At 70.7% G+C, this 20146-nt stretch carries 15 protein-coding genes and 1 pseudogene; 8 read left to right on the top strand and 8 right to left on the bottom strand.

The genetic code is table 11. The features are described 5' to 3' along the window. Positions 1-78: 78 nt before the first annotated feature. Positions 79-915: an aldo/keto reductase gene (locus AMK31_RS23750; RefSeq protein WP_073942641.1), complete on the top strand. Its 837-nt coding sequence runs from the start codon at positions 79-81 to the stop codon at positions 913-915. A 98-nt stretch (positions 916-1013) separates the two neighbouring features. Here the strand turns inward: AMK31_RS23750 and AMK31_RS23745 are convergent, their stop codons facing one another. Both AMK31_RS23745 and AMK31_RS23740 read right to left on the bottom strand, forming a co-directional pair. Beyond that, the gene (locus tag AMK31_RS23745; RefSeq protein WP_073942640.1) at positions 1014-1940 is read right to left on the bottom strand and encodes a class I SAM-dependent methyltransferase; all 927 of its coding nucleotides are present in this window, start codon (positions 1938-1940) and stop codon (positions 1014-1016) included. Positions 1941-2146: 206 nt separating this feature from the next. Continuing rightward, positions 2147-3880, bottom strand: a complete 1734-nt coding sequence (locus AMK31_RS23740) for a glycoside hydrolase family 6 protein (protein WP_073942639.1) — start codon at positions 3878-3880, stop codon at positions 2147-2149. A 495-nt stretch (positions 3881-4375) separates the two neighbouring features. Here AMK31_RS23740 and AMK31_RS23735 point away from each other — a divergent pair, with 495 nt between their 5' ends. The 3 genes from AMK31_RS23735 to AMK31_RS23725 all read left to right on the top strand — a co-directional run bounded on the left by AMK31_RS23735 (position 4376) and on the right by AMK31_RS23725 (position 11109). Continuing rightward, entirely contained in the window at positions 4376-7291 is a 2916-nt protein-coding gene (locus tag AMK31_RS23735) for a glycoside hydrolase family 48 protein (RefSeq protein ID WP_073942638.1), read from the top strand. 202 nt (positions 7292-7493) lie between these two features. Next, positions 7494-10160 carry a cellulose binding domain-containing protein gene (locus AMK31_RS23730; protein ID WP_073942637.1) on the top strand — a complete coding sequence of 889 codons (2667 nt, stop codon included), beginning with the start codon at positions 7494-7496 and terminating at the stop codon, positions 10158-10160. A gap of 172 nt (positions 10161-10332) precedes the next feature. Next, positions 10333-11109 (top strand): PASTA domain-containing protein, encoded by a 777-nt coding sequence (locus AMK31_RS23725; protein WP_073942636.1) that lies wholly within the window; start codon positions 10333-10335, stop codon positions 11107-11109. A 150-nt stretch (positions 11110-11259) separates the two neighbouring features. Here AMK31_RS23725 and AMK31_RS23720 read toward each other — a convergent pair. Beyond that, positions 11260-11418, bottom strand: a pseudogene (locus AMK31_RS23720) (Ku protein); the annotation flags it as partial. A gap of 99 nt (positions 11419-11517) precedes the next feature. Here AMK31_RS23720 and AMK31_RS23715 point away from each other — a divergent pair. Further along, a complete protein-coding gene (locus AMK31_RS23715; protein WP_073942634.1) occupies positions 11518-11793 on the top strand; it encodes a hypothetical protein in 276 nt (91 codons plus the stop codon). Between the two features lie 94 nt (positions 11794-11887). Further along, positions 11888-12103, top strand: coding sequence for a hypothetical protein (locus AMK31_RS23710; protein ID WP_073942633.1), 216 nt, complete (start codon positions 11888-11890; stop codon positions 12101-12103). Between the two features lie 1310 nt (positions 12104-13413). On the opposite strand, the gene AMK31_RS23700 is transcribed toward AMK31_RS23710, so the two are convergent. From AMK31_RS23700 to AMK31_RS23685, 4 genes are all read right to left on the bottom strand, one after another. Continuing rightward, positions 13414-15333, bottom strand: a complete 1920-nt coding sequence (locus AMK31_RS23700) for a rhamnogalacturonan lyase (RefSeq protein ID WP_073942631.1) — start codon at positions 15331-15333, stop codon at positions 13414-13416. Between the two features lie 101 nt (positions 15334-15434). Continuing rightward, positions 15435-16190: a class I SAM-dependent methyltransferase gene (locus AMK31_RS23695; protein ID WP_073942630.1), complete on the bottom strand. Its 756-nt coding sequence runs from the start codon at positions 16188-16190 to the stop codon at positions 15435-15437. 7 nt (positions 16191-16197) lie between these two features. Then, on the bottom strand, positions 16198-16503 hold the full coding sequence (locus AMK31_RS23690; RefSeq protein WP_073942629.1) for a 4a-hydroxytetrahydrobiopterin dehydratase: 306 nt from the start codon (positions 16501-16503) through the stop codon (positions 16198-16200). Between the two features lie 87 nt (positions 16504-16590). Beyond that, positions 16591-17682 (bottom strand): ADP-ribosylglycohydrolase family protein, encoded by a 1092-nt coding sequence (locus AMK31_RS23685; RefSeq protein WP_073942628.1) that lies wholly within the window; start codon positions 17680-17682, stop codon positions 16591-16593. Positions 17683-17711: 29 nt separating this feature from the next. On the opposite strand from AMK31_RS23685, the gene AMK31_RS23680 reads away from it, so the two are divergent. Then, the gene (locus AMK31_RS23680; RefSeq protein ID WP_073942627.1) at positions 17712-18542 is read left to right on the top strand and encodes a helix-turn-helix domain-containing protein; all 831 of its coding nucleotides are present in this window, start codon (positions 17712-17714) and stop codon (positions 18540-18542) included. Here AMK31_RS23680 and AMK31_RS23675 read toward each other — a convergent pair. After that, the gene (locus AMK31_RS23675; RefSeq protein WP_073942626.1) at positions 18532-18966 is read right to left on the bottom strand and encodes a hypothetical protein; all 435 of its coding nucleotides are present in this window, start codon (positions 18964-18966) and stop codon (positions 18532-18534) included. The two genes, AMK31_RS23680 and AMK31_RS23675, sit on opposite strands and share 11 nt — an antisense overlap. A gap of 295 nt (positions 18967-19261) precedes the next feature. Between AMK31_RS23675 and AMK31_RS23670 the strand changes: the two genes are divergently transcribed. Beyond that, positions 19262-20125, top strand: a complete 864-nt coding sequence (locus AMK31_RS23670) for a helix-turn-helix domain-containing protein (protein WP_107468700.1) — start codon at positions 19262-19264, stop codon at positions 20123-20125. Positions 20126-20146 lie beyond the last annotated feature (21 nt).

The following is a 20146-nucleotide window of genomic DNA, read 5'->3' as shown; positions in this document are numbered from 1 at the left end:
CCCGTCAGGAATGCATCGCGGCCCGTGATCGTTGACGATGGGAGTACCACCTGACGACAACCGAAGGATCAAGAGCTCGTGAGCAGCAAGGTCCCCCCGATCATCCTCAACAACGGCGTCGAGATGCCCCAGCTGGGCTTCGGCGTCTGGCAGGTGCCGGACGACGAGGCGGAGCAGGCGGTCTCCACCGCGCTGGAGGCCGGGTACCGCAGCATCGACACAGCGGCGATCTACGGCAACGAGGAGGGCACCGGCAAGGCCATCGCCGCCTCCGGCGTCCCCCGTGAGGAACTCTTCGTCACCACCAAGCTCTGGAACAGCGACCAGGGGTACGACTCCACGCTGCGCGCCTTCGACCTCTCGCTGTCCAAGCTCGGCCTGGACTACGTTGACCTGTACCTCATCCACTGGCCGCTGCCGTCCCGGGACACGTACGTCGACACGTACAAGGCGTTCGAGAAGCTGTACTCCGACGGCCGGATCAAGGCCATCGGTGTCTCCAACTTCCTGCCGGAGCACCTGCGGCGGCTGATCGGCGAGACCTCGGTCGTTCCGGCGGTCAACCAGATCGAGCTGCACCCGCATCTGCAGCAGCACGCCTCGCGTGAGATCCACGCGGAGCAGGGAATCGCCACCGAGGCCTGGTCGCCGCTCGGCCAGGGCAAGGGCCTGCTGGAGGTGCCGGCGATCGTCGCCATCGCGCAGAAGCACGGCCGCAGCCCGGCCCAGGTCGTGCTGCGCTGGCACATCCAGCTGGGCAACGTGGTCATCCCGAAGTCGGTGACCCCGTCCCGGATCAAGGAGAACATCGACGTCTTCGACTTCAGCCTGGACGACGAGGACCTGGCCGCGATCAGCGCGCTGAACGAGGACCGGCGGATCGGTCCCGACCCGGCCGCCTTCGACATGGTCTGACCCGCCCCGCACTCCGCGACCGCGCCCCGGGACCGCCAAGGTCCCGGGGCGCGGCGTCTGCCGGGACGACTCCGCGGAGTCTGCCGGGGCGCCTGGTTCTAGAGGGACTTGGTCGCCGTGTGCACGGTGTGGGCGGTCAGGACGAACACGTCCGGGCGGTGGTGCACGCTCGCCGGGTCGTCCGGGTCGAGCAGCCGGTCGAGGGTGGCGCGGTCGTCGGCGTCGAGCCGGTCTCCGAGGCCCTCGCGTACGCGGGACAGGGTGGCGGCGACGTAGGCGCGGGCCCGGCCGGTGGTGGGGGCGGGCAGGTCGAGCAGGAAGCTGCGGGTGTGCGGGTGGCCGAGGCCCGCGGCGGCCAGCAGTGCCGGCCAGTCCTCCGTCTCGGCGACGCTGCCGGGCAGCCCGGCCCGCATCCCCGCGAACCACTCCTCCTGCAGCGCGTCCAGCCGGGCCTGCAGTCCGGGGCGGCCGAAGCCGAGGTCGCGCGGCAGGAACCGGGCGGGCAGTCCGCCCTCCAGGATCGCGAGGGTGCCGCCGGGCGCGAGCCGGTCGGCGAAGGCGGCGAGGGCGGCCCGCTGGTCACCGACATGGTGCAGGCTGCGGCTGGCCCACAGCAGGTCGGCGGGGTAGTCGAGATCGTCCAGTACGCCGGGCAGCTCGCCGGTGAGGGTGCCGAACCGGTCGGCGACACCGAGCCGGCCGGCGCGGGCGCGGGCCCGCTCCAGCAGCGGCTCGGCGCCGTCGACGGCGACCACCCGGGCGCCGGGGAAGGTCTCGGCGAGCAGGCAGGAGACGACGCCGGGTCCGCTGCCCGCGTCGACGACCAGGCCCGGGTCGGTCTGCTGCTTGGCCAGCCAGGCCAGGGCCCGCTCGTACAGCGGTGTGAACAGCTCGGCCTGCGCCTCCAGCATTGGGCCCATCTCCGCCCAGTCGACGTCCCCGTGGTCGTGGTGGAAATGCGGGTGCTCGTGCTCGTCGTCGTGCTCGCGTTCGTGGTGGTGCTGGTGGTCGTGGTGGTGCGCCATGCTGCTCAGCCTCTCCTCCGGGTGCGGTCAGCGTGCGCCGACGCACCGCGGGGGAGCCAGCCGTGTTGCCGGGACGGCAAACCCGGTGGAAGGGAAACCGGTGGGGGTGTGCGGGACGATCCGCCGGGCCCGGACCGGCGCCGGACCCGGCGGATCATCAGGTGCCCGTCACCGCGGCCACCGGAGGCCGCGGTGCTCCGCCTCCGTCAGGACAGCGGCGGGTAGGCGTTCTGCATCAGCTGCTGGAACTGCGCGGAGAACCAGTGCCCGGAGATCGGGGCGTCCGGCAGGGCACCGGACAGGTTGTTGTTGTTCCGCGGGTTGCCGGTGTACGTCGGGTCGCACATCCGGTCGAAGCCCTTGCCCTCGGTGTTCGGGATCTCCTTGCTGGCGCCGTCGGACTCACCCGGCGGCTTCATCCAGACGTAGGCGTCGATGCCCGGCTCGGGTGCGGCCTGCGGACGCTCGCCGAGGCCGGCGCCTGCCTGGTTGCACCAGTTGCCGGTGTTGAGGCGGCGGTCGTAGCGGCCCCCGTCGACGTAGGTGTCGACGCTGGTCGTGGCTCCCGGACCGGTGGGCCGCGCCGTACCGCCCCAGCCGTTGCGGGAGGTGTCGATCAGCATGCCGATCTTGGAATCGAAGCCGACGGAGACCAGCTTCTCGCGCATGGCCTGCGCGTACGACAGCTCGTCGACGTAGCGGTTCCAGTCGACCCACTTGGACTGGCGCACGGAAGTGCCGTTCACGGTGTCCGTGATCTTGAAGTTGTTCTCCTTCAAGGCGCTGTAGTTGGCGGTGTTGACGATGAAGCCGTGCACGTCGGCGACGGTCGCGCCCTCAGTGGTCGCGGCCACCTTGAAGATGTCCGCGGAGGGGCCGAAGTTGTCGTCCCAGCCGAGCCAGCCGTGGTGGCCGGCGTCGATGTAGTTGTAGACGTTGTCGATGTCGCCGAACTTGTTCAGGGCGTAGCCGATGCCCTTCTGGTAGTTGCCGTTGGCCTTCATCACGTCGCAGTTGGGCGTGGCGGTGGCCCGCGGCGTGACGTTGGTGACCAGGTTGGGCAGCGAGTCGATCTCGATGGTGTTGACGATCCTGAGGTCCGCGTACTTCGGGTCGTCGAGGATCGCGGCGATCGGGTCGATGTACTGCGTCTTGTACTTGTCGATCTCCGTCGGGCCGAGTTCGCCGTTGGAGGCGAGGGCGGCGCAGTCACGGCCGGGCAGGTTGTAGATGACCAGCTGGACGACGAGTTCGCCGGAGCCCTTCTGCTCAAGTGCCTCGTCGAGGTGGTCGCGCAGGCCCATGCCGCCGTTCACGCCGTTGATCGCGGCGATCCGGTCCAGCCAGACACCGGTGGGCTGGTTGGCGATGCGGCTGCCGCCCGGCTCGGCGGCGGCCTTCGCCGACCACTCCGGGTTCACGTACACCTTGGCGCCCTGGTACGGGTTGTCTGCCTTGCCGTCCGGGTCGGTCGGCGGGTCCGTCGGGTCCGGCGGGTCGGTCGGACCGCCGCCACCGTCGACGTTGCAGGTGACGCCGTCGAGGGTGAACGTGGCGGGGACCGCGTTGGTGCCGCTGTAGGTGCCCTGGAAGCCGAAGGTGGCCGAACCGCCGGTGGCGAGCTGGCCGTTGTAGCTCTCGTTGGCGGCGGTGACGGCGGTCCCGCTCTGGCTGACCTTGGCGTTCCAGGCGTTGGTGACCTTCTGGTTGCCGGCGTACGACCACTTCAGCGACCACCCCGACTTGGCGGCGCCGTTGTTGGTGACCGTGACGGAGGCGGTGAAGCCGGTGTCCCACTGGTTCTGCACCTTGTAGTCCACGGTGCAGGGGACGGCGGCGGCGCCGATGTCGCCGGGGATCGCCGCCATGGCGGTGCCGGTCGCGCCGCCCACCAGCGCCAGTGCGGCGAGGAGTGCGGTTCTCGTTCGGGTACGGCTCATCAGTGCGGGTTCCTCTTCTCTGACTGCTCTGACAGGTGCGGGTCCCTCAGGGAGCACAGGCGAGGGCGCGGCCAGGCGCCGGACGACGGGGGTGTCCGTCCGGCCGGGCGGCAAGGGATCACGTGGGCCGAGGCACGTCGGCGCGGGCAGGGCGCAGCGGGCGCCCCGGGTCCCCGACGAGGGCGGGGACGGCTGCGCCGACGAGTAAAAGACCTGAACGCGGGGGGTGTCGCATGAGCGACTCCTTGCAGCTCGGGCGTGCCCTGACGGACACGTCGACTGGCGGAATCGCTCCCACTGGTGATGGCGAAGGTAGCGCCAAGTGACGGTAAAGAACAGAGGAGTTGCCTGAGTTTTCCGTCGGCACGTTCGTCGAATCTTTTCGACTCTTCAAACATCTTGACCGGCACTGGGGCCGTCCTCACTATGGGAGCGCTCCCACTGGTTCAAGCCTTGACTTTCCAACCCTCAGTTGCCGCAAGGAGGAACCAGCTCATGCGCCCCAGAACCAGACGCCGCACCGCGCGGCGTCTATGGACCGCCGTGGTGGCGGCCTTAGCGGTACCCCTGTCGATGCTGGCCGCGAACCCGACCCCGGCGCACGCCGCGGCGGTCCAGTGCAGCGTCGACTACAAGACCAACGACTGGGGTTCCGGCTTCACAGCGGACCTGACGCTCACCAACCGCGGCACGGATCCCATCGACGGCTGGACGCTGACGTACTCCTACGGCGGCAACCAGAAGCTGACCAACGGCTGGAACGGCACCTGGTCGCAGTCCGGGCAGTCGGTCACGGTGAAGAACGCCTCGTACAACGGCCGCATCGCCGCCGGCGCGGCCGTGTCGACCGGTGCCCAGTTCACCTACAGCGGCACCAACACCGCCCCCAGCTCCTTCGCGGTGAACGGCACCACCTGCGCCGGCGCGCACCAGCCGCCGATCACCGTGCTGACCAGCCCCGCCCCGGGCGCGGTGTACACGCAGGGTGACGCGGTGCCGCTCGCGGCCACCGCCGCGGCGGCCGGCGACGCGAGCATCACCAAGGTCGAGTTCTACGACGACACGACCCTGCTGGGCACCGACACCACGGCGCCCTACACGCACTCCGCCTCTGGTTTGACCGTGGGCAGTCATTCCCTGGTGGCGAAGGCGTACGACAGTCTGGGCGCCTCGGCGTCCTCGACGCCGGTCGGCATCACGGTCGCCTCGGGACCGGCCGTGGTCGCCACCCCGACGCAGCTGCCGGTGCAGCAGGGCAAGACGGGCACGTACGAGCTGCGGCTGTCGACCCAGCCGTCCGGCAACGTCACCGTCACCACCGCCCGCGCCTCCGGTAACTCGGACCTGTCCGTGACCGGCGGCGGCTCGCTGACCTTCACCCCGTCGAACTGGAACACCCCGCAGAAGGTGACCGTCACCGCCGACTCCTCCGGGACCGGCGCGGCCGTCTTCGAGTCGACCGCGACCGGGCACGGCAAGGCGTCGGTGACGGTCACCCAGATCGCGGCGAGCAAGGAGTACGACGCCCGCTTCCTGGAGCTGTACGGGAAGATCACCGACCCGGCGAACGGCTACTTCTCCCCCGAGGGGATCCCCTACCACTCGGTGGAGACGCTGATCGTCGAGGCCCCGGACCACGGCCACGAGACCACCTCGGAGGCGTACAGCTATCTGCTGTGGCTGCAGGCCATGTACGGCAAGGTGACCGGCGACTGGACCAAGTTCAACGGCGCCTGGGAGATCATGGAGAAGTACATGATCCCCACCCACGCCGACCAGCCGACGAACTCCTTCTACAACGCGTCCAAGCCGGCGACGTACGCACCGGAGCTGGACACGCCGAACGAGTACCCGGCGAAGCTGGACGGGACGGTCTCGGTCGGACCGGATCCGATCGCCGGTGAACTGAAGACTGCATACGGTACGGACGATGTCTACGGTATGCACTGGCTGCAGGACGTCGACAACGTCTACGGCTACGGAAACTCCCCCGGCAAGTGCGAGGCCGGCCCCACGGACACCGGCCCGTCGTACATCAACACCTTCCAGCGCGGCGCCCAGGAGTCGGTCTGGGAGACGGTTCCGCAGCCGACCTGCGACGCCTTCAAGTACGGCGGCAGGAACGGCTACCTGGACCTGTTCACCGGTGACTCCTCCTACGCCAAGCAGTGGAAGTTCACCAACGCCCCGGACGCCGACGCGCGCGCCGTGCAGGCCGCGTACTGGGCGGACATCTGGGCCGAGGAGCAGGGCAAGGGCTCGCAGGTGTCGGCCACCGTCGCCAAGGCCGCGAAGATGGGCGACTACCTGCGGTATGCGATGTACGACAAGTACTTCAAGAAGGTCGGCAACTGCGTGGGGACCACCGCCTGCCCGGCGGGCACCGGCAAGGACTCCTCGCACTACCTGCTGTCCTGGTACTACGCCTGGGGCGGCGCCACCGACACCTCGGCGGGCTGGTCCTGGCGCATCGGCTCCAGCCACGCGCACGGCGGCTACCAGAACCCGCTCGCCGCGCACGCCCTGGCCAACTATCCGGACCTGAAGCCGAAGTCGGCGACGGGCCAGGCGGACTGGGCGAAGTCCCTCGACCGGCAGCTGGAGTTCTACCGCTGGCTGCAGTCGGCGGAGGGCGCCATCGCCGGCGGCGCGACCAACAGCTGGCAGGGCCGTTACGCGACCCCGCCGACCGGCAAGTCGACGTTCTACGGCATGTACTACGACGAGAAGCCCGTCTACCACGACCCGCCGTCCAACCAGTGGTTCGGCTTCCAGGCGTGGTCGATGGAGCGGGTCGCCGAGTACTACCAGCAGACCGGTGACGCGGACGCCAAGGTCGTCCTCGACAAGTGGGTCGACTGGGCGCTGTCCGAAACCACCGTCAACCCGGACGGCACCTTCCGGATCCCGTCCACCCTCCAGTGGTCCGGCCAGCCCGACACCTGGAACGCGTCGAGCCCGGGCGCCAACAACGGGCTGCACGTCACCGTCGCCGACTACACCAACGACGTCGGTGTGGCCGCCGCCTACGCCAAGACCCTGACGTACTACGCCGACCGCTCCGGTGACACCGAGGCGGCCCGGGTGGCGAAGGCGCTGCTGGACGGCATGTGGGAGAACCACCAGGACGCGCTCGGCATCGCCGTCCCGGAGACCCGCGCCGACTACAACCGCTTCGACGACGCCGTGTACGTCCCGAGCGGCTGGACCGGCACCATGCCGAACGGCGACGTGATCAACTCCTCCTCGACCTTCGACTCGATCCGCTCGTTCTACGAGGACGACCCGGCCTGGTCGAAGATCGAGAGCTACCTCGCGGGCGGTGCCGCGCCCGTCTTCACGTACCACCGGTTCTGGGCGCAGGCGGACATCGCCCTCGCCATGGGTTCGTACGCGGAGCTCCTCGAATAGTCCCCGCTGAACGCTCCGCGTGCACGGGCCCCGTCACCTGACGGCGGGGCCCCGTCCAGGCCGGGCGGTCCCCACCCGCACGGGGGGCCGTCCGGCCGTCGCGTGTTCCCCACCATGGCGACTCCGCAGCAAGGCGCAGCACCTCCGGATCACTTGCGCAGCTCCTCCGCAGCATCTCCGCAGCAGGAAGGACATCCCCACCGTGCGAAGAACCCGCATCCTCACGGCCGTGCCGGCGCTCGCGGCCGGCCTGCTCGCGGGCACCCCGCCCGCGCTGGCCGCCGAGCCCGTCGAGCGAGAGGTGTCGATCGCCGCCGACACCTACACCTGGAAGAACGCCCGGATCGACGGCGGCGGTTTCGTCCCCGGCATCGTCTTCAACCGCAAGGAGAAGGACCTCGCCTACGCCCGCACCGACATCGGCGGCGCCTACCGCTGGCAGGAGTCGACGAAGACGTGGACGCCGCTGCTGGACCACGTCGGCTGGGACGACTGGGGGCACACGGGCGTGGTCAGCCTGGCCTCCGACAGCGTGGACCCGGACCGGGTGTACGCGGCCGTCGGCACGTACACCAACAGCTGGGATCCCGGGAACGGGGCGGTGCTGCGCTCCGCCGACCGGGGCGCCAGCTGGCAGAAGGCGGACCTGCCGTTCAAGCTGGGCGGCAACATGCCGGGCCGCGGCATGGGCGAGCGGCTGGCCGTCGACCCGAACAAGAACAGCGTGCTGTACCTGGGCGCGCCCAGCGGCAAGGGCCTGTGGCGGTCGACGGACTCCGGGGCGACCTGGTCGCAGGTGGCGAACTTCCCCAACGTCGGCGACTACGTACAGGATCCGAGCGACACCTCGGGCTACGCCAGTGACAACCAGGGCATCGTCTGGGTCACCTTCGACGAGTCCACGGGCACGTCGGGGAGCGCGACGAAGACGATCTACGTCGGGGTGGCCGACAAGGAGAATGCGGTATACCGCTCGACGGATGCCGGCGCCACCTGGCAGCGGCTGGCCGGGCAGCCGACGGGATACCTCGCCCACAAGGGTGTACTGGACACCGTCAACGGTCATCTGTACATCGCATACAGCGACAAGGGCGGCCCGTACGACGGTGGCAAGGGCCGCCTGTGGCGGTACACCACCGCGACCGGCACCTGGACGGACATCAGCCCCGTCGCCGAGGCCGACACCTACTACGGCTTCAGCGGACTGACGGTCGACCGGCAGAAGCCCGGCACCATAATGGCTACTGCATACAGTTCCTGGTGGCCCGACACCCAGATCTTCCGTTCCACCGACAGCGGCGCCACCTGGACGAAGGCATGGGACTACACGTCGTATCCCAACCGCGAGAACCGGTACACGATGGACGTCTCGTCGTCGCCGTGGCTGACCTGGGGCGCCAATCCGTCGCCGCCCGAGCAGACGCCGAAGCTGGGCTGGATGACCGAGGCGCTGGAGATCGACCCGTTCGACTCCGACCGGATGATGTACGGCACGGGCGCGACGGTCTACGGCACCGAGAACCTCACCGACTGGGACGACGGCGGCAAGTTCACCGTCAGGCCGATGGTGCGGGGCCTGGAGGAGACGGCCGTCAACGACCTCGCCTCTCCCCCGTCGGGCGCCCCGCTGCTCAGCGCGCTCGGTGACATCGGCGGCTTCCGGCACACGGACCTGACGAAGGTCCCGCCGATGATGTACACCTCCCCCAACTTCACCTCCACCATCAGTCTGGACTTCGCCGAGTCGAACCCCGACACGGTGGTCCGGGTCGGCAACCTGGACTCCGGCCCGCACATCGCGTTCTCGACGGACAACGGCGCCAACTGGTTCGCGGGGACCGACCCGTCCGGCGTGAGCGGCGGCGGCACGGTCGCGGCGGCGGCCGACGGCAGCCGTTTCGTGTGGAGCCCGCAGGGCGCCGGGGTGCACCACACGACCGGCTTCGGCTCGTCCTGGTCGGCGTCCAGCGGCATCCCGGCGGGCGCGATCGTGGAGTCGGACCGGATGGACCCGAAGACGTTCTACGGCTTCAAGTCCGGGAAGTTCTACGTCAGCACGGACGGCGGCGCCACCTTCACCGCGTCCGCCGCGACCGGCCTGCCGAGCGGGGACAGCGTCCGCTTCAAGGCGCTGCCCGGCACCAAGGGCGACGTGTGGCTGGCGGGCGGCGCGAGCGACGGGGCGTACGGGCTGTGGCACTCCACGGACGGCGGCGCGACGTTCACCAAGCTGTCCAACGTCGGGCAGGCCGACACCATCGGCTTCGGCAAGGCGGCGGCCGGCGCCTCGTACCAGACGCTCTACACCAGTGCCGAGATCGGCGGGGTCCGCGGCATCTTCCGCTCCACCGACAAGGGCGCCACCTGGACCCGGATCAACGACGACGCCCACCAGTGGGGCTGGACCGGAGCGGCGATCACCGGTGACCCGCGGGTGTACGGGCGGGTGTACATCGCGACCAACGGCCGCGGGGTGATCTACGGCGACACCTCCGACGCCGGTGGCGGGGACGACGGCGGCGGTACGGACCCGGGGCCGACACCCACGGGTGCCTGCGCCGTGACGTACGAGGTCACCAACCAGTGGTCGGGCGGCTTCCAGGCGGACGTGCGGCTCGCCAACACCGGGAGCGGCGCGTGGAACGGCTGGTCGCTGAACTGGTCCTTCCCCGACGGGCAGACGGTGTCCCAGATGTGGAACGCCGAACACACCTCGTCGGGCGGGTCGGTGACGGCGAGGAACGTCGGCTGGAACGGGAACGTGGCCGCGGGCTCGTCGGTGAGCTTCGGCTTCACCGGCAGCTGGTCGGGGGCCAACGGGAAGCCGACGGTGTTCAAGCTCGGTGACCGGACCTGCGCGGTGAGCTGAGCGGGAAGGGCGCGTGCCGCCGCCGGCACGCGCCCTTCGTACACTCGACCGACCCCAGGTCGTTGAATTTCACACTTCCATCACGGTTGCGTCACCGACCCACTCCGAGGCGCCCCTTGGGGGCGTCTCACCCCTTACGGTCATCTGGCACCAACTGATCTATGGGGTACACATGTCGCACAACCAACCACCGCCTGCCGAGCCGCCGCACATGGAACCGCCGGCCGGCAAGGCGGGGGTGAAGCCGGGATGGGCGCGGAAGCGGATCGCCATCCCGGCCGCACTCCTCATCTTCTTCGTCGGCGTCGGCGTCGGCTCTTCCGACAGCAATGGCCAGGAGAAGGCGGGCACCACCGGCAAGGCCGAGCCGCGGCCCACCGTCACCGTTACGAGGACGGCCGAGGCCGAGCCGGCCAAGGCCGACGACGCGGAGCCCGCCGGCGACGACAAGCCGGCCGCCGACGACGAGAAGGCGACCGTCCCCGACTTCGTGGGCATGGGCCTGCAGTCCGCACAGGACAAGGCTCAGGAGCTCGGCTTCCACATCCTCACGTCGCACGATGCGCTCGGCCGCGACCGCATGCAGGCCTTCGACCGGAACTGGAAGGTGTGCAGCCAGAACGTGAAATCCGGTACGTCGGCGTCCACCGGCACCGAACTGGACTTCGGTGCCGTAAAGCTGGAGGAAGGCTGCCCGGCGAAGGACGAGAAGCCCCCGTCCGCGGCCGGCGGGAAGATGCCCGACTTCACGGGCAAGTCGGTGAAGGCGGCCCGCGGGGCACTCGACTCGGGCACGTCACTCACCGTCGAGGATGCCTCGCCGGAGGGCCGGTGGGTGCTGGTCGAGTCGAACTGGCAGGTGTGCACCCAGAAGCCCGCCGCCGGTGAGGCGCTGAAAGGCCAGCCCGTCACGCTCACCGCGGTGAAGTTCGGGGAGAGCTGCCCGTAGACGTGGCGCATCCGCCCAGAAGACGGCCGGCCGTCCGCATCTCGCAGTCGGCCGCCGTTCATGTGGGACATCGTGCGGTGTATCGCCTGCTTCGCCGGCCTCAGAGCCTCACGGCGTGGCACCCTTCGTCTCCAGCCCGCGTAGCTGGTAGCGGTCCTCCAGTTCGCACACCTTGCGGTAACGGACGCGACCCATGTCCTCAAGGTGCCACTGATGGAAGCGCACGGAGCGGGCCTCGGCGGCGCCGACCACGCTGATCGGCACGGTGACCAGGCCAAACGAGACGGCGCCGCTCCAGATGGTTGCCACACCCTCACCCCATAGCGGACATAGGGGGCAAAAGGGATGAATGGGGAGCAGTCGTCGTGGGCACCCCGGCCGGTGAACCCCCTACAGACGGGAGCCGCCATGATCATTCAGAAGATGCACGAGATGGGCATCCGCAGCGAGCACGCCTACATGGCCGGCATGGTATCCATCGGCCTCTCCATCGCCTCCTGGGTCACCAGCCTCAAAGCCGAGCCTGGCGCCGGTGTCGCGCGCGCCGACAGGTGGGGCATTTTCGTCGGCGAATGGGCCCCCACATTCTTCGGCCTCGGCCTCGCGCTGTCCCACTACGAGCAAAGCGACGGCACGCTCACCGCCAGTGTCCACGAAATCCGGGAGCAGCAGAAGGCCGGCTGACCACATGACTGCGGCGCCCGCCTCCGGATCGAGGGGCGGGCGTTCACCCGCCATCCGGCGTGCGGCCCCTGGCACCCCGCCGCACCCTGGATCCATGGCTTCCGATCGCCCTGTCGTCGTGTACCCGCCCGATGAGGACGGCGGCCGGCGCGTGCGTATCGACGGGCAGATCTCCGGCCGCGCCTACTCGGTCCGCGACGTCGTGGCCTTTGCGCAGGAGGCCGGGCTGCAGCACTGGGACGAGATGGACGTCGTCCGGTCGGCGCTCATCGAGTGGCGTGGCGGCGGGCCCGACGTGTGGACGCACTGACGGCAGCCGCATACCTCCCGTGGGGAGCCGGGAGGCGCGGCGGGCCCTGCCGTCCGCAGCAGACGGCAGGACCCAGCAAGGGGACTCACCCAGGGGTGGAGTGGGGTCCCGTGGCACCACCATGCATCACATCAAGCCACGACGGTAGATATCGGCCACGGGTTTCTCGCGGCACCCAGAAGGCGCGCCTCGACGGGACGAGGCGGGCCTGCTACCAGGTGGGCGCCGGCAGGGCTATGCGGGGGTGTCCTGCCCAAGCACGTCCCCCGGTTTGGCGGCGAGGACGTAGGAGCGGAGCGCCCAGTCGCGCGCCGTCTCGCTACGTCGTTGACTTGGACGCCAGGATGTCCTCGCTCTCACTGCTCGACCTTTCCCTGCCCCAACGCCTCGCCGTCTACAGCGTCGAGGTAGTCAACTCGCCGATCATGGACACTGGACGCTTCGGTTCGCTCTTGGAACGTCGTGACGGCTCTCGGGTTCTGTCGCTGCCCGCGGGGCGCAGCGCGTTCGAGCGGGACACGGTCGCACGCACGCTCCTAGCGGAGGGGCTGGGGCCGGACGCTCCGTCGGTGCCGGCGCCCCTGACGGTAACCCGCAGCTGACGACACAACGAACCGCCCCCACCCGAAGCATCGGTCCGCCGACCGGCGATTTTTCGCCAACCCACCCTGCCCCTTTTGTCCCAGAGGACTACGCACAACTACGCAACACCCGGCACGCAACCTACTGCTTGCACGCATGCATGACCGCAGGTGATCCTGGTGAAGCGAGGATTCACGTTCAGTGATTCCGCAGGTCAAACGCATCTTGAGATGCGCAGGGGTGGGGTCCTGGCGGCTGCGAGCGGCGTCGCTGAATTCTGCCGCATGCCACCTGGCTCATACCAGCTGGTCCGGTAGGGTCCCAGAACGTGATCGGGCCGAGCGGTCATCACCCGCCCGGCCCGGTCCAGACGGCAAGTCATCACCTCGCCGACCAATCAACCTGCCACTCTGCAGAGAAGAAGGTCTTGTCAATGACTGTAGTACATAGCGAAACGCGAACGTGCAACGCACGGAGTAGCTTCTTCACAGCCCGCGTAGACCTACTCACCGCTCCGCTTCGCGGTGAATTCACCGAGCGTCGTGCGGGTGCCGCGGGCGCCGTCGGTCCGGTCGGAGCTCGAGCGGCACACTGTGGCGCGGATGCCGCAAACCGAAGGTCTCAGTCGGATGCTTCGCCGGCATCGGCGAAGCTGCTGATGTCGCGCGCTTGAGCAGGCGGCAGGCCCCCGCCCGGGGAGGGCGGGGGCCTGCCATCGTTTGGGCGGCTCACGGCGTGTATACAGTCGGCCGCGGTGCCGTAGGCATGCCGTTGCCGAGGAAGAAGCTCGGGTGCGGGGGCTGGTTGTAGCCGGTGTTCTGCCAGGCGATGCCCGTGCGGTACATGGTGTCGTGGAGCAGGGTCGTGATGCGGGTGCCGGTCTCGTGCGGGGTGGAGTAGATCCGCAGGGCGGTGTTGTCGCTGGTGCGCCAGACGACCTCCTCGCGCCAGTCGCCGAGGATGTCGCCGGAGAGGACCGGGGTGGCCTTGGTGCCGTTGTTGGAGGACACGCCGGAGCCGGTCAGCAGGCGGGTGTCGGCGGAGGTGCCGTACTTGTCGACGCGGGTACCGTCCAGGAGTTCGCGGACGGTGTCGCCGTCCCACCAGGCGAGGAAGTTGACGGAGGACGGCTCGCGGCCCTTGGTGGCGCCGGCCTCGTCGCGGATGGAGCTGTCGGAGGCGGACCACATCTCGGCGCCGTCGTTGCCGGCGTAGACGTCGCCGGCGACGCCGCGGCCGTTGTCGCAGCAGGCGGCGAGCTTCCAGCGGACCTGTCCGTTCGCGGGGTTCAGGTACAGCTCGGCGGGCTGGGAGGTGGACTCGGAGACCTTGAAGTACTCCAGGCCCGCGGTGGACGGGTCGAGGTCGCCGAGGTGCTGGGCGTCGCCGTGGCCGGTCTTCGCGGTCCACAGTCCGTTCCCGTTGTCGTCGACGGCCATCGAGCCGTAGACGATCTCGTCCTTGCCGTCGTTGTCGACGTCGCCCACGGAGAGGCTGTGGGAGCCCTGGCCGTCGTAGCCCTTGCCGCTGTTGGTGGACGAGTTGGTGTCGAAGGTCCAGCGGCGGGTGAAGGCGCCGCCTCGCCAGTCCCAGGCGGCGACGACCGTGCGGGTGTAGTAGCCGCGCGCCATGATCAGTGACGGGCGGGAGCCGTCCAGGTAGGCCGTGCCGGCGAGGAAGCGGTCGACGCGGTTGCCGTAGGAGTCGCCCCAGGAGGAGACGGTGCCGCGGGCCGGGACGTAGTCGACGGTGCCCATCGCCTTGCCGGTCCGGCCGTCGAACATGGTCAGGTACTCGGGGCCGGACAGTACGTAGCCGCTGGAGTTGCGGTGGTCGGCGGAGGCGTTGCCGATCACCGCGCCGGTGCCGTCCTTGGTGCCGTCGGCGGTCTTCATGGCGATCTCGGCCTTGCCGTCGCCGTCGTAGTCGTACACCTGGAACTGGGTGTAGTGGGCGCCGGAGCGGATGTTGCGGCCGAGGTCGATACGCCACATACGGGATCCGTCCAGCCGTATACCGTCGACGATCGTCGGTCCGGTGTATCCCGACTGCGAGTTGTCCTTGGCGTTGGTCGGCTGCCACTTGAGGACGAACTCGAGGGCGCCGTCGCCGTCGAGGTCGCCGACGGAGGCGTCGTTGGCCTCGTAGGTGTAGGCGACGCCGTCGGGGGTGGTGCCGCCGGGCGGGGGGCTGATCGGGACGTCCTTGTAGCCGGTGCGGAACTGCACGGCGTGCACGGAGTCGGCCTGTTCGACGCCGTTCACGATCGCGCGGACCGTGTAGTCGGCGTGCGACGGGGCGCCGGCGTGGAAGTAGTTCGTCGAGCCGGTGATCGGGGTCGCGTTGACCTTCGTGCCGGCCCGGTAGACGTTGAAGGAGACATTGTCCGGATCGGTGCCCAGCCAGCGCCAGCCGACCAGGTTGCCGCTGCCGGTGTGGACGCTGACGACGCCCCGGTCCAGGGCCTCGACCTGCCGCGCGGTCGCCGCCATGGGGGTCCCTCCCGCGCGAGTGAGTTCGAGCGTGGGGGAGGTGGCCGGGGCGAGGGCGCCGAACCCTGCGCCGAGCAGCGCGGCGGCGGCGGTGACGGTGGCGAGGCCGGACAGGACGGCCCGGCGGCGTCTGCGGTGCGCGTGCGGGCGCGGCATCGGGTGCGAGCGTGGTTGTGCGTGCGGATGCGGGTGCTTCACGTGACGTGCCTCCCGGGGAGGACGGACGGGTTGTGCCCGTCCGTCGCCGCCGGTCGGCGTTACGTTGCCGCCTCCGCCGATTTTCTGAACGCGCGCAGGGTGAACCAGGGGTCCGGGCGGGGCCGGTCCTGGTCGGGGAGGGCGGCCAGGCGTTCGGCGAAGCCGTCGGCCCGGGGGTCGCCGGGCGGCAGCGTGCCGAACCAGCCGCGGCGCAGGTCGGCGATGGTGCGGCGGGGGCTGCGGCCCTGGCCGCGGCCGGGGAACCGGGCCCGGCCGACGGGGTGCAGGCCGAGTTCAACGGCGTATGCCTCGACGGCGGCGGCCTCGTCGACGGCGTGGGCGCGGGGCCGGGTGGCGAGGACGGCGTCGATGTCGCTGCCGACGTTGTGGGCGGCGGCCTTGTCGACGGTGGTGACGTAGACGCCGCCGGGTCGCAGGACGCGCGCGCACTCGGCGACGACGGCGCGGACGGCGTCCCGGTCCGGCAGCAGGTGGAGCAGCCAGACGCTGGTGACGGCGTCGAACCGGCCGTCGGGGAAGGGCAGCCGGCGGGCGTCGGCGCGCAGCACCGCGCCGGGGAGGCGGGCGGCGGCCAAGTGGACCATCTCGTCGGTGAGGTCGACGCCGACCACCCGTGTCCCGGGGCGGGCCGCGGCGAGCCGGCGGGTGACGATGCCGGTGCCGCAGGCCAGGTCGAGCAGGGTGCGGGCGCCGTCCGGGACGAACGCGAGGACGCCTTCGGCGGCGGCCTCGGCGCGGGGTTCGCCGCCGCGTGAGACGTCGTAGCGCTCGGCCTCCTGTCCGTAGTCCAGCACCGGGCGCTCAGCTCGCGCCGTGGGCCGGGGCCAGGTCCTGGACCTTGCGGGCGAGCTCGAAGTCGAGGGCGGTGAGCTTGCCGTCCGCGCTGTGCGTGGTCACCGACAGCGACACGGTGTCGTACCCGAGGGTGAGGTCGGAGTGGTGGTTCAGCTCCTCCTGCACCTGGGCGATGTGGATGACCAGCGCGGCGGCCGCGAGGTGCGAGCCGAGCCGGTAGGAGCGGGTGAGGCGGTCCTCGTGGACGGACCAGCCCGGCAGTTCGGCCAGCCGGTCCTCGATCTCCTTCTGCGACAGCGGTTCGACGGCCATGACCGCGCTCCTTCCCGGGGTGTCACGTCCCCGTCCAGCCTGCCACAGGAGGGCCGCCGCGGTCCTGGTCGGAGGGCTTCCGGGGGTTCATGTACGGACACATTCGGCCGCGAGGTCGTCGGCCAGCGCGGCGATCCGGTCGCGGCCCTCGACGCGCCGGAGCCAGGAGTGCGGCAGGCCCACGTCGCCGTGCCGGGCGCCGAGGAGGTTGCCGCAGACGGAGCCGGTGGAGTCGCTGTCGCCGGAGTGGTTGACGGACAGCAGCAGCGCCTCCGGCACGCGGCGCGGTTCGGCGAGCGCGCAGTACACGCCGATCGCCAGGGCCTCCTCGGCGATCCAGCCGGCGCCCAGCCTCTCCACCTTCTCGGCGCTCGGCGCGCCCTCGGCGGCCAGCGCGAGGGCGTGTTCCAGGGCGGCGGTGGTCTCCTCGTGGCCGGGGTGGCCGGCGAGCTGCCGCAGGGCGCGCAGGACGGCGCCCTCCACGGACTCGCCGGCGATCAGGTGGGCGACGATCGCGGCGAGCGCGCCGGCGGCGTAGGCGCCGGTGGGGTGGCCGTGGGTGAGCCGGGCGCAGCGGGCGGCGAGGTCGAAGGCGCGGTCGGCGGGGGCGCCGGTGAGTCCGAAGGGCGCCGAGCGCATGACGGTGCCGCAGCCCTTGGAGCCGGGGTTGACCGGGCCGGGCACGCCGAGCGGGGTGCCGGTGTCGGGGGTGTAGGGCTGCTGCAGGCCGGACAGGCAGGCGTTGCCGGGGGCGCGGCGGGCGTACAGCCAGGGCTCGGCGAGCAGCGGGCGGTCGAATCCGGTGTACGCCGCCGTCCGCGGGTCGGGGCCGGGCTGCTGCTGGGTGACGAGCCAGCGGTCGTACGCCTCGCGCAGCAGCTGGTGGGCGGCGCCGCCGATGCCCTTCTCGCGTTCGCGGCGGTGGGCGGCGAGGACGCCTTCGACGGTGAACAGGGTCATCTGGGTGTCGTCGCTGATCCGGCCGGTGACGCCGGTGCCGTCGGGGACGAGGGAGGTCACGCCGCGCGGGCCGTGGGCGGCGCGGATGGCGTCCAGGGAGCTGAACTCGACGGGGTATCCGAGCGCGTCGCCGAGTGCGCCGCCGAGCAGGCAGCCGCGCACTCTGGCCCGGTACAGTGCCTGCGCCTGCCGGTTCGCCTGCTGCCACGGCTCGTTCACGCGGTGCCTCCTGGATTACGGTCGTACGCATGAGCATTCTCATGTCCGCGTCCGACGGGCCCGCCACCGCCCCCGCCGACCAGGGTGTCGGCCCGCTGCTGCGGGCCTGGCGGGAGCGGCGGCGGATCAGCCAGCTGGAGCTGGCGCTGCGGGCCGGTTCCTCGGCGCGGCACGTCAGCTTCGTCGAGACGGGCCGTTCCCGGCCGAGCGAGGAGATGGTGCTGCGGCTGGCGGAGCACCTGGACGTGCCGGTGCGGGAGCGCAACGCGCTGCTGCTGGCGGCGGGTTACGCGCCGCGGTACCCGGAGACCCCTCTGGACGATCCGGCGATGGGCGCGCTGCGGGCGGGCATGGAGCGGCTGATCCGCGGCTACGAGCCGTATCCGGCGCTGGTGGTGGACGCGCTGTACAACGTGGTCGCCGCCAACCGGGGCATCGTCATGCTGCTGGACGAGATGCCCGAGTCGCTGCTCGGGCCGCCGCTGAACGCGATGCGGCTGACGCTGCACCCGCAGGGGCTGGCGCCGCGGATCCGCAATCTGCGGGAGTGGCGGGGGCATCTGCTGGCGCAGATGGAACGGCAGATCGCGCTGCACCGGTCGGCGCCGCTGCGGGAGCTGTACGAGGAGGTGGCGGCGTATCCGGTGCCGGAGACGGCGCCGGAGGCCGAACCGGAGGAGCCCGTCCCGTACTTCGCGCTGCCGATGCAGCTCGAGTACCGGGGGCGGATCCTGTCGTTCATCTCGTCGATCTCCACCTTCAACACGCCGATGGACGTGACCGTCGCCGAGCTGGCCATCGAGACGCTGCTCCCGGCCGACCCGGCGACGGTCAAGTACCTTCAGGAACTCATGCCCTGACTGGACTCGTGTTCTGACGTGCCTTCAGCGCCATGTGCTGGAGTACGGCGAACCCGGCCACGGTGACCGCCTGGAGCACGGTCCACACCGCGCCCGTCGTGGTCGGGGTCAGCCACAGGGCGAGGGCGGCGAAACTGGCCGCCGTCCAGGCGAGGTTGGCCTCCACCACCACGCGGACGTGCAGGGTGGCCGGGTGCGGGCGGGAGGCGACGAGGCCGACCGCGGCGGCGTAGACGGCGAGGAACGCGCCGAGGGCGAGCAGCAGCCCGGGGTCGGCGCCGAGCAGGTCGCCGAGCGGGCCGGACGCGGCGAGGTAGGCGATGGCGTTGGTGCCGGTGACGACCGCGTCGAGGGCGAGGAAGCGGCGCAGCATGGTGCGCGGGTCGGCGGTGCGGGCGAGCGCGGCGAGCTGGGTGGCGGACATGGCGGATCATCCTCCGGCGAGGTCGGGGTACGGCCTTCAGGGCCGGGTCCGGCGCGGAGTGCGCCGCGCCGGACCCGGTGGGACCACCATGGCGCCGGAGCCGGGCCGGGTCGATTACCCGGGAGGTAAGGGGTCGTCATGTAGGGGCGGGCGGGCGGTGCCCCGGGACGCGCCGGCGCCTCGCTGACGCCCGCGCCGTGTCTCAGAAGGTGAACGTCTCGTTCCGACCCCGTGAGAGTGCGGCCCGAACATGACAGACTGCTCGGGGACTTTCGGCGCGTAGGGGAGGCGTGGCGTGAGTGAACGGCGGCCCGCGCCCACCGTGGGCCAGGTGGTGCTGGGCAAGCGGCTGCAGGAGCTGCGGGAGGCGGCCGGTCTCAGCCGGGAGGACGCCGCGCGGGTGCTGCGGGTGGCCCCGGCGACCGTACGCCGGATGGAGATGGCCGAGGTCGCGCTGAAGATCCCGTACGTGCAGCTGCTGCTGACCGCGTACGGGGTGCCCGAGGACGAGGTGGACGCGTTCGTCTCGCTGGCCGAGGAGGCGAACCAGCCGGGCTGGTGGCAGCGGTTCCACGACGTGCTGCCGGACTGGTTCAGCCTGTTCGTGAGCCTGGAGGGCGCGGCCCGGATGATCCGCTCCTACGAGCCGCACTTCGTGCCCGGTCTGCTGCAGACCGAGGAGTACGCGCGGGCCGTGCTGGAGGCCGGGACGATCGGGCAGACGGACCGGCCGTCGCTGGAGCGGCATGTGTCGCTGCGGATGGCCCGGCAGGAGCTGCTGCGCCGCCCGAACCCGCCCCATCTGTGGGTGATCATGGACGAGACGGTGCTGCGGCGTCCGGTGAGCACCCGGCCGGAGGTGATGCGCGGCCAGCTGGACCGGCTGCTGGAGGCCGTCGAGAGCGACCGGATCACCTTGCAGATCGCGGAGTTCACGACCGGCCCGCATCCCGGGACGTACGCGCCGTTCGCGCTGTTCCGGTTCGCGGAGCCGGAGCTGCCGGACATGGTGTTCACCGAGTATCTGACGGGCGCGCTGTACCTGGACTCCCGCAAGGAGGTCTCGGCGCATCTGGAGGTGCTGGACCACATGACGGCGCTGGCCGCGTCGGCGCGGCGCACGAAGAAGATCCTTCAGGAGTGCCGCGGGGCGTTCTGAGCCGGCGGAGCCACGGGGTTG

The sequence above is a fragment of the Streptomyces sp. TSRI0107 genome (assembly GCF_001905845.1).
Classification (GTDB): Bacteria; Actinomycetota; Actinomycetes; order Streptomycetales; family Streptomycetaceae; genus Streptomyces.
Note: the sequence above shows the minus strand (reverse complement) of the source record. Positions and strands in the feature narration are given on the sequence as shown.